Here is a 6,568-nt window from a genome sequence, read left to right on the forward strand (position 1 = left end):
AAGCCGGATCCGATCTCCGTCGCGTCGGAGTGAGAACACTTGACCGGCACCGTGCCGAGTCATCCGGATTCGAAGCATGCACGCCAGCGACCGGACCGGTTCACAGGCACCACGAATGGACGAGAGGTCGCCACCACGCCTATGGCTTGCCCGTGGTCATCCTCTTGCCCACGGTACTTCACGATCGATAGACCGATCGCCGTGGTCGGTCCCTCCTGCTTCCCCGCCGGGGGACAATTGTCCTTCGACATCTGCCTGAGCCAGGGACAAACCCGAATTAACCGATGCGGTTCCAGGTTCAGTCACCGGAGGCGGTTGCACGAGCGGCAGGAAGATCGTGTCAACAATCTCCACGAGTACGTCATCGGCAACCTCGCGCATCCCGATCATGAGTTCGTCCCGCAAGAGAGTGAACGGGAGCGACCGGATGCGGCGGCTGACCCTCACAGGGTCGACCTCGCCTCGATCTGCTGCGCGCCGAATCACGGTATCGATGCTGTCGTAGCGCCCGGCCGTGATCATGGTCCGGACCTCCTCGGGACTGATACCCGTGGCGTCGTCGTAATCGCCGATGAGGATGCTCATCGCCGTCATCACTCGCGAAGGGGTCTCGTTGAGCCGGCGCATGAGGGTAAGGATGTCCTCGCGTAACGATTCGGCACCGTCGCCCGCGAAAGATCCCCGCATTCCTCGAAGCCGATATCGATGAGTCCTACCCGCTGCGCCGCATCGGCACCGCCGCGATCGAGGACGGCACCCGGTTCGGCTGGGGACTGCAACAGTTCCGCGACACCGACGACGGGTTCGAGATGATCCTCGACATCTGGTGGCCCACCGCCGCACCGCAGATTTTCGGCGACGACCACGCACAGCACTACGCCCTCGAGTTCCGCAACTTCATCCAGATGGCCGCCATGGACGTCGCCGCCAAACGCGGCAACGCCGCCGCGACGAATGCGCACTGAAATCCGAAACAAAGACAGGAAATAGGCCATGGCCACCGAAATCGCGATCATGAAGTACCGGGTCAAGAAGGCCGATCACGACCGGGCGATCGAAGTATCCCGTGATTACCTGGATTACGAGTACGCACACCCGGAAACCTTCCATTACACGAGTACCCGTTTCTACTTCATGGACGCACCCGACAACCCGGACGAGGAGGTGTGGATGTTTATCGACTGGTTCGACGATTTCGACGACTACGAGAACTCGCTGCACACCGCGCAGAAGGTCGATCTCATCGCACAGGAGAAGCGCCGCGCTTTCTTCAGTGTTGTCGTACCCGACTCCCTCACTCCGCGTGAACGCTGGACCGAGGCAGAGCGACTTCGCGTCGACTCTGACCCTGAATGCACCTGTCCGAAGTTCGAGGATCTGATCTCGGTCCGAGGCCGAGTCTGCGTGCTCGGCAGGAAGGGTCGGCCGAAAACCAGTTCAAGGCTTACCTCGTGTGCCCCGAAGTCCCTCCGCAACGGACTTGTCGAATCATGCAACCGGCACGTGCGCGGGGAGTACTCACCTCCGTTAGGACCCAGCACGCGCGAGTACAGCCCCGCGCGTCAACAGGTGAAGCCGCTGCGGCGGCCGCACGAGCCGCGCTCGTGGCGGCGACTCGGCTTGTGTTCAGCCGGCATGGACCAGCGGCGCCGATGTTTGACCTCGACTACGGTCGATGCCGGCGTCTGTGTACTACACCGGAACTTTTAGAGCCGTGAAAGCCCCACTCGTGCGGCATTCGACGAGGATATCGCTGTGTTGGAAGATCTCGCGGCACGTCCGGACCGCAGCCTCGAAACGCTGCTTCGCCAGACTCTCCGGCGTGATCGAAGTCGACACCAACGCCGAACTCCCCCCGGCTCGGCCCGACCTGATACCGGCCGTGCGGGTCAGCGGCATGCTGTCCTGACCGATCCGTCAGGTAGGGGTGGCGGGACCGTCAGGCGGCCACGTCGTTGTTGGCTTCGGTGTCGTTAACGAACCGTTCGACATTGTCGAGGGCGCTTCGCGCCTCCGGTAGCCGCGAGTATCCCATCTGGAACACATGGAACATGCCGGACCACACCTCGAGCTCGCACTGTCCGCCTGCTGAGCGCAGTGCCGCGGCGTAGTGGGCGGAGTCCGAGGCGAGGATTTCGCTGCCGCCCACTTGCAGCAGCATCGGTGGCAGGTCGGGTCCGACTCCGTTGAGTACATCCAGGCGTGGATCGCTGAAGTCCGCCCCGACCAGGTAGGTGTGGGTGATCCGCCGGCCGGTCCGGGCGGAGACGAATTGGTCCCAGACGAGTTTGTCGTGGGTCTGTGCCAGGTGCCATGTCGGGTCGACGACACTGGAGAATCCGACGAGCGCGGCGGGCTGGTCGACTCCGAGTGCACGGAGTCCGACGCACAGCCCCAGTGCGAGGTGGCCGCCGGCCGAGTCGCCCATCACGACGATGTCGCCGCCACGGTGTCCTTGTTCGATCAGCCACAGGTAGCCGTTGAGGATGTCGTCGTGGGCGGCCGGGAATCGGTGTTGCGGCGCGCGCCGGTAGCGCACGGCGAATGCGGGGCGAGCCAGCCGGCGCGACAGTTCCGACACCAGGCCACGGTGGGTTGCCGGGCTGCAACTGATGTATCCGCTGCCGTGGATGTAGTAGATCAGGCGCTCACCGGGTTCGGCGCACCCTCCTACCCACTCTCCGACGGTCCGGCCTCTGGGCCCGGCGGCATCGACCAACGTGTGCGGGAGCATCGGCGCGAACCACATCCGGCAGGCCACGACCTGAGTGAGGCGATAGCCGAGAACACCGATCAACGAATTCAGCGGCAGCAGCCACAGTGTGGGTCGCACGAAGACCCGCGACGCCCATATCGTCGCCCACGCGGCCCATGAGCGCCGCACAGTGACCATGTGCTCTTCGGTCGTGTCTCGACCGTCGGTGTGTGCGTTCATGTCGATCGGGTCACCGGGTGGCAGTGGTAATGGTGCCGTAGGCGAGTCCGCCGTGGCTGTAGGTGGGCACGACCGGCCATTGGCGTTTCCAGTTCGCGCATTCCGAGGACGGAATGATCTGGCGCCACCGCGGATCGCGCGGCGACGGGCTGGCCAGGGTCTTCTCCTTGACCATGGAGTCGTACTGGTCGAGGGAGTCTTCGAGGGTGTTGGCGTTGAGCACGACCTCGCGTCCGTAGAACCGCGCGGTGCGGCGCACACCGGGAATCTTCGAATGTTCGGGCTGCCAACTGTCGGCGGCCATGCCGTTCTCCGAGGACACCCACACCCCGTCGGGAGTGTTCACCACCAGGGAATGGTTGCCGTCGGTGTGGCCGGGAGTCCACAACAGGCTGACCCCGACACCGAGCTCGACGTCGCCGTCGAAGGTTTCGAGCCGGTCCTCGGGGACGCCGTTCATGCCGCCCTCGACATACCAGGCCCACTGCATCGGATGCATGGACTCGAAGGTGCCCAGCTCTTTGCGGTGCACGAGCAGTTTCGCGTGGGGAAACAACGGCTTGCGCGGCGCGCTCTCGCCCTGGATCGGCTCGCTGCTGCCCATGATCATGCGCGGGTCCTGGACGTGGAGGTGGTCGAAGCTGATGTAGTCCACGTCGGCGTTGGTCAAACCGAGCCGGGGCAGCACCTGGTCGGGGTCGTTGTAGTACTTGACGAACACTGATTCCAGGCCCAGGCGCTGGGAGAAGCGCTGTAGTTTGTGGTAAAACGGCGACTCCGCCGAACCCGCCGCGACGGTGGGTTCCCACACCAGGGTCTTCAGGTTCCCGTCGAATCCTTCGAACTGGATCACGAACATCCGGTTGATGATCGAGATGAACGGATTGATGTTGAGCGAGTAGTTCTGGAAGGCGTACTGCGCCGGATAAGGGGCGGCGGCGATATCGAAGCTCTTGACCGCCCGAACCTGGCCTTGGGCCAGGAATCGCTCCCGATAGCTCAGGGCTGCCTCGCGGATCGCTTCGAGGCGTTTGCCGCGAGGCCAGATATCGTGCACGCCCTCGAACTCCGGAATGGGGCGCAACGTGGTGGATTCGGTCGCGGTCATCGGTCGGTGTCCTTTCGGTCGGTGAAATCGATGGTGGAGGTGAGCGCGCGGGCCTGGTAGCGGTCGCGGGTAGTCGAGCCACGCACGGCCTCCACCTGATCGGGCACCATGGCCCGCAGGATGCGATCACGCAGCGGGCGGGGCAACAATGCGACGAGCCTGATCAGTGGGTCGAGATAGCCGGGGACGGTGACCTCGAACCGCGGCCGGTGCAGCACTTTCACCACGGCGGCGGCGACGTCACCCGGTTGCAGCTGGGCCGCGGCGCCGGTGGCGGTGCCGGCCGCCAGATCGGTATCGACCACCCCGGGCATGATCACCGACAAGTGCACACCGGCTCCACGCAGCTCCTCGCGCACCCCGGTCAGGTAACCCAGCACACCGTGCTTGGTCGCGGCGTAGGTGGATTCGCCCGGCGGTGAGAGCTTCGAGGCGGCCGAGGCCACAGTGACGATATGGCCACTGCCGCGGGCGCGCATGCCCGGCGCGACCAGCCGGACGCCGCGGATCACCCCGTGCAGGTTCACTGCAAGCATCCGCTCGGTCGCGGCCTCGGGTTCGGTGTCGAAGGCACCGACCCACATCACCCCGGCATTGTTGACCAGCACATCCAGCGGCCCCAACACGTCGGTGACCTCGGCGAGGAACTGCTGGAACGAGGCGGTGTCGGTGACATCGAGAGAAAACGCCTCCACTCGGCCACGCAAGGCGTGCGACGTCGCACGGGCGGCGGCCACATCACGATCGCCGATGGCGACCCAGGCCCCGGCTGCGGCGAGCTGGGCCGCGATCTCGCGGCCGATACCTTGGGCACCACCGGTGACCGCCACGATGCGGCCGGTCAGTGTTCTGGTCATTGGCGGGCTGCCTGTCTGTCGGATTTGGGTCCCGATCATTTCTGACACGATGAAGTGTCAGAATTGGTCCAGCGTTAGTATTACACCTGCTCGAGAGGAAGGACAAGGCCCATGAGCAGTCCGGGACCGAAACCGTCCGGCCGCAAGTACTCGGGCATAGCACCGGAGGAACGGGCTCGTCACCGGCGCGCGAGCCTGCTCGCCTCCGCACTCGAGCAATTCGGCACCTACGGATACGCGTCGGTGTCGATCAAACAGATCTGCCAGGGCGCGAGCCTGACCGAGCGCTACTTCTACGAATCGTTCACAGGGCGCGAAGACTGCCTGGCCGCGCTCTACGACGACCTGGCCGCGGCGATGCGTACAGCGACCCTGACCGCGATCGACTCCGCACCCCCGAACCTCGACACCGTCACCGCCGCCGGGCTCGCCGCGTTCATCGGGCACCTGAGCAGCGACCCACGGCGCGCACGGGTGGTGCTGATCGAAGTCGTCGGAGTCTCAGCGGCCATGGAACAACGCCGACACCGCGTGCTACGCGATTTCGCCGATACCGTGCTCGCAGTCTGGGGCGCCGAGGGCTCCCGACCGCCGGGAAGGCAGCAGCGGTTGACCGCGACCGCGCTGGTCGGCGGTGTCAATCACCTGCTGGTCGACTGGTTGATGGACGAATGCCGCGATGATCCTACCGACCTGGTCACGGTCTGCGCGGACCTGTTCGCCGCCGCCCGCGCGCACTGGGACACAGCAGCCGCCTCGTCCGCTGCGCCCTTCCCTGATCGCGCCGGAGCTCGACAGCAGGCTACTCGGCCAGTTTTCTAGAACACGTTGCAGTTTGGGCTGTTGGATTTCGGCATTCGGAGCCCATCGACTACGAGCTCGTAGCGAACGCCGGCGAAGGAACGTCGGTCTCGTCGTTCACGATGGCCGCCACGATCCGATCGGCGACCTGACCGGGTGTCAGGCCGGTCGGCAGATTCGGTGCGTTCCCGGCGATCGCATGTGTGGCCAATCCGGTTTCGGTATGGGGCGGGCGAACGTCGATGACACGTATTGTCGACCGGCGTGCCTCGATGCGGACGCTGGTGACGAACGCGCTGATCGCGGCTTTGCTGGCCGAGTAGGCGACATGCCCGCAACCGGCTGGTCGGCGACGACGGCGCTGATGTTGAGGACGAACCCCGCAGGTTCGAGGACGGTCAATGCTTCACGGATGATGCGCAGTGGCGCAAGGTAGTTGACGATCAAGAGGTCGTCGACCACATCATCGTCGAGTTCGGCGGCGGGTCCGAAGGCTACTACCCCTGCGGCCATGACGATCCCGTCGAGCCCACCGAGTTTGTCTGCTGCTTCGGCCAGCACAGTTCGCGCCGAATCGACGTGCCGCAGGTCAGCGGCGATGATGTGCGCGCCAGTGGCTGCGAGGACGTCGGTGTTGCGGCCGCTGACAGCCAGGCGTGCGCCGGCGCGGGCGAGTTTGGTGGTGATAGGCGCTCCGAGCCCACCACTGGCCCCGAAGACCAGAACTCGTGCGTTGTTCAGCTCGCTCACCGGTTCACGATCCATTCACAAGCTAGAGCCTGTTTCATAAGCGCCCGAGTTGTGGGGCGGAACCCGTTGTCCGGGTGGAGAAGTTGGTGATGTGGCGAGGTCTCCGGTAACTGGTTG

General features: G+C 64.8%; 8 protein-coding genes and 1 pseudogene. 4 read left to right on the forward strand and 5 right to left on the reverse strand.

Annotation, left to right across the window (positions count from 1 at the left end; translation table 11 throughout):
* Nucleotides 1–156: 156 nt before the first annotated feature.
* A complete protein-coding gene (locus ACFWPH_RS33515; RefSeq protein WP_378756311.1) occupies nt 157–687 on the reverse strand; it encodes a TetR-like C-terminal domain-containing protein in 531 nt (176 codons plus the stop codon).
* Between the two features lie 122 nt (nt 688–809).
* Between ACFWPH_RS33515 and ACFWPH_RS33520 the strand changes: the two genes are divergently transcribed.
* The 3 genes from ACFWPH_RS33520 to ACFWPH_RS33530 are packed head-to-tail and all read left to right on the forward strand — an operon-like array spanning nt 810 to nt 1,909.
* Entirely contained in the window at nt 810–965 is a 156-nt protein-coding gene (locus tag ACFWPH_RS33520) for a hypothetical protein (RefSeq protein ID WP_378756313.1), read from the forward strand.
* A gap of 28 nt (nt 966–993) precedes the next feature.
* Nucleotides 994–1,710, forward strand: coding sequence for a hypothetical protein (locus ACFWPH_RS33525; protein ID WP_378756315.1), 717 nt, complete (start codon nt 994–996; stop codon nt 1,708–1,710).
* Nucleotides 1,711–1,714: 4 nt separating this feature from the next.
* On the forward strand, nt 1,715–1,909 hold the full coding sequence (locus tag ACFWPH_RS33530; protein WP_378756316.1) for a hypothetical protein: 195 nt from the start codon (nt 1,715–1,717) through the stop codon (nt 1,907–1,909).
* A 30-nt stretch (nt 1,910–1,939) separates the two neighbouring features.
* Here ACFWPH_RS33530 and ACFWPH_RS33535 read toward each other — a convergent pair whose 3' ends face one another.
* The 3 genes from ACFWPH_RS33535 to ACFWPH_RS33545 are packed head-to-tail and all read right to left on the reverse strand — an operon-like array spanning nt 1,940 to nt 4,900.
* Nucleotides 1,940–2,935, reverse strand: coding sequence for an alpha/beta hydrolase (locus ACFWPH_RS33535; RefSeq protein WP_378756323.1), 996 nt, complete (start codon nt 2,933–2,935; stop codon nt 1,940–1,942).
* Nucleotides 2,936–2,945: 10 nt separating this feature from the next.
* Nucleotides 2,946–4,043, reverse strand: coding sequence for a hypothetical protein (locus ACFWPH_RS33540; RefSeq protein ID WP_378756317.1), 1,098 nt, complete (start codon nt 4,041–4,043; stop codon nt 2,946–2,948).
* On the reverse strand, nt 4,040–4,900 hold the full coding sequence (locus ACFWPH_RS33545) for an SDR family oxidoreductase (protein ID WP_378756318.1): 861 nt from the start codon (nt 4,898–4,900) through the stop codon (nt 4,040–4,042). Before ACFWPH_RS33545 ends, ACFWPH_RS33540 begins: the two co-directional genes overlap by 4 nt.
* 111 nt (nt 4,901–5,011) lie before the next feature.
* On the opposite strand from ACFWPH_RS33545, the gene ACFWPH_RS33550 reads away from it, so the two are divergent.
* Complete coding sequence (locus ACFWPH_RS33550) at nt 5,012–5,722, forward strand: TetR/AcrR family transcriptional regulator (protein WP_378756319.1); 711 nt, start codon at nt 5,012–5,014, stop codon at nt 5,720–5,722.
* 49 nt (nt 5,723–5,771) lie between these two features.
* On the opposite strand, the pseudogene ACFWPH_RS33555 reads toward ACFWPH_RS33550, so the two are convergent.
* A pseudogene (locus ACFWPH_RS33555) lies at nt 5,772–6,466 on the reverse strand (SDR family NAD(P)-dependent oxidoreductase).
* Nucleotides 6,467–6,568: the final 102 nt, after the last annotated feature.

The organism is Nocardia sp. NPDC058499 (assembly GCF_042719915.1).
GTDB lineage: Bacteria > Actinomycetota > Actinomycetes > Mycobacteriales > Mycobacteriaceae > Nocardia.

Bases quoted from the DNA above. Each gene is read 5' to 3' on its own strand.
- ACFWPH_RS33520 (WP_378756313.1), top strand. From the start codon at position 810: ATGATCCTCGACATCTGGTGGCCCACCGCCGCACCGCAGATTTTCGGC.
- ACFWPH_RS33515 (WP_378756311.1), bottom strand. From the start codon at position 687: ATGCGGGGATCTTTCGCGGGCGACGGTGCCGAATCGTTACGCGAGGAC.
- ACFWPH_RS33550 (WP_378756319.1), top strand. From the start codon at position 5,012: ATGAGCAGTCCGGGACCGAAACCGTCCGGCCGCAAGTACTCGGGCATA.
- ACFWPH_RS33545 (WP_378756318.1), bottom strand. From the start codon at position 4,900: ATGACCAGAACACTGACCGGCCGCATCGTGGCGGTCACCGGTGGTGCC.
- ACFWPH_RS33535 (WP_378756323.1), bottom strand. From the start codon at position 2,935: ATGAACGCACACACCGACGGTCGAGACACGACCGAAGAGCACATGGTC.
- ACFWPH_RS33525 (WP_378756315.1), top strand. From the start codon at position 994: ATGGCCACCGAAATCGCGATCATGAAGTACCGGGTCAAGAAGGCCGAT.
- ACFWPH_RS33540 (WP_378756317.1), bottom strand. From the start codon at position 4,043: ATGACCGCGACCGAATCCACCACGTTGCGCCCCATTCCGGAGTTCGAG.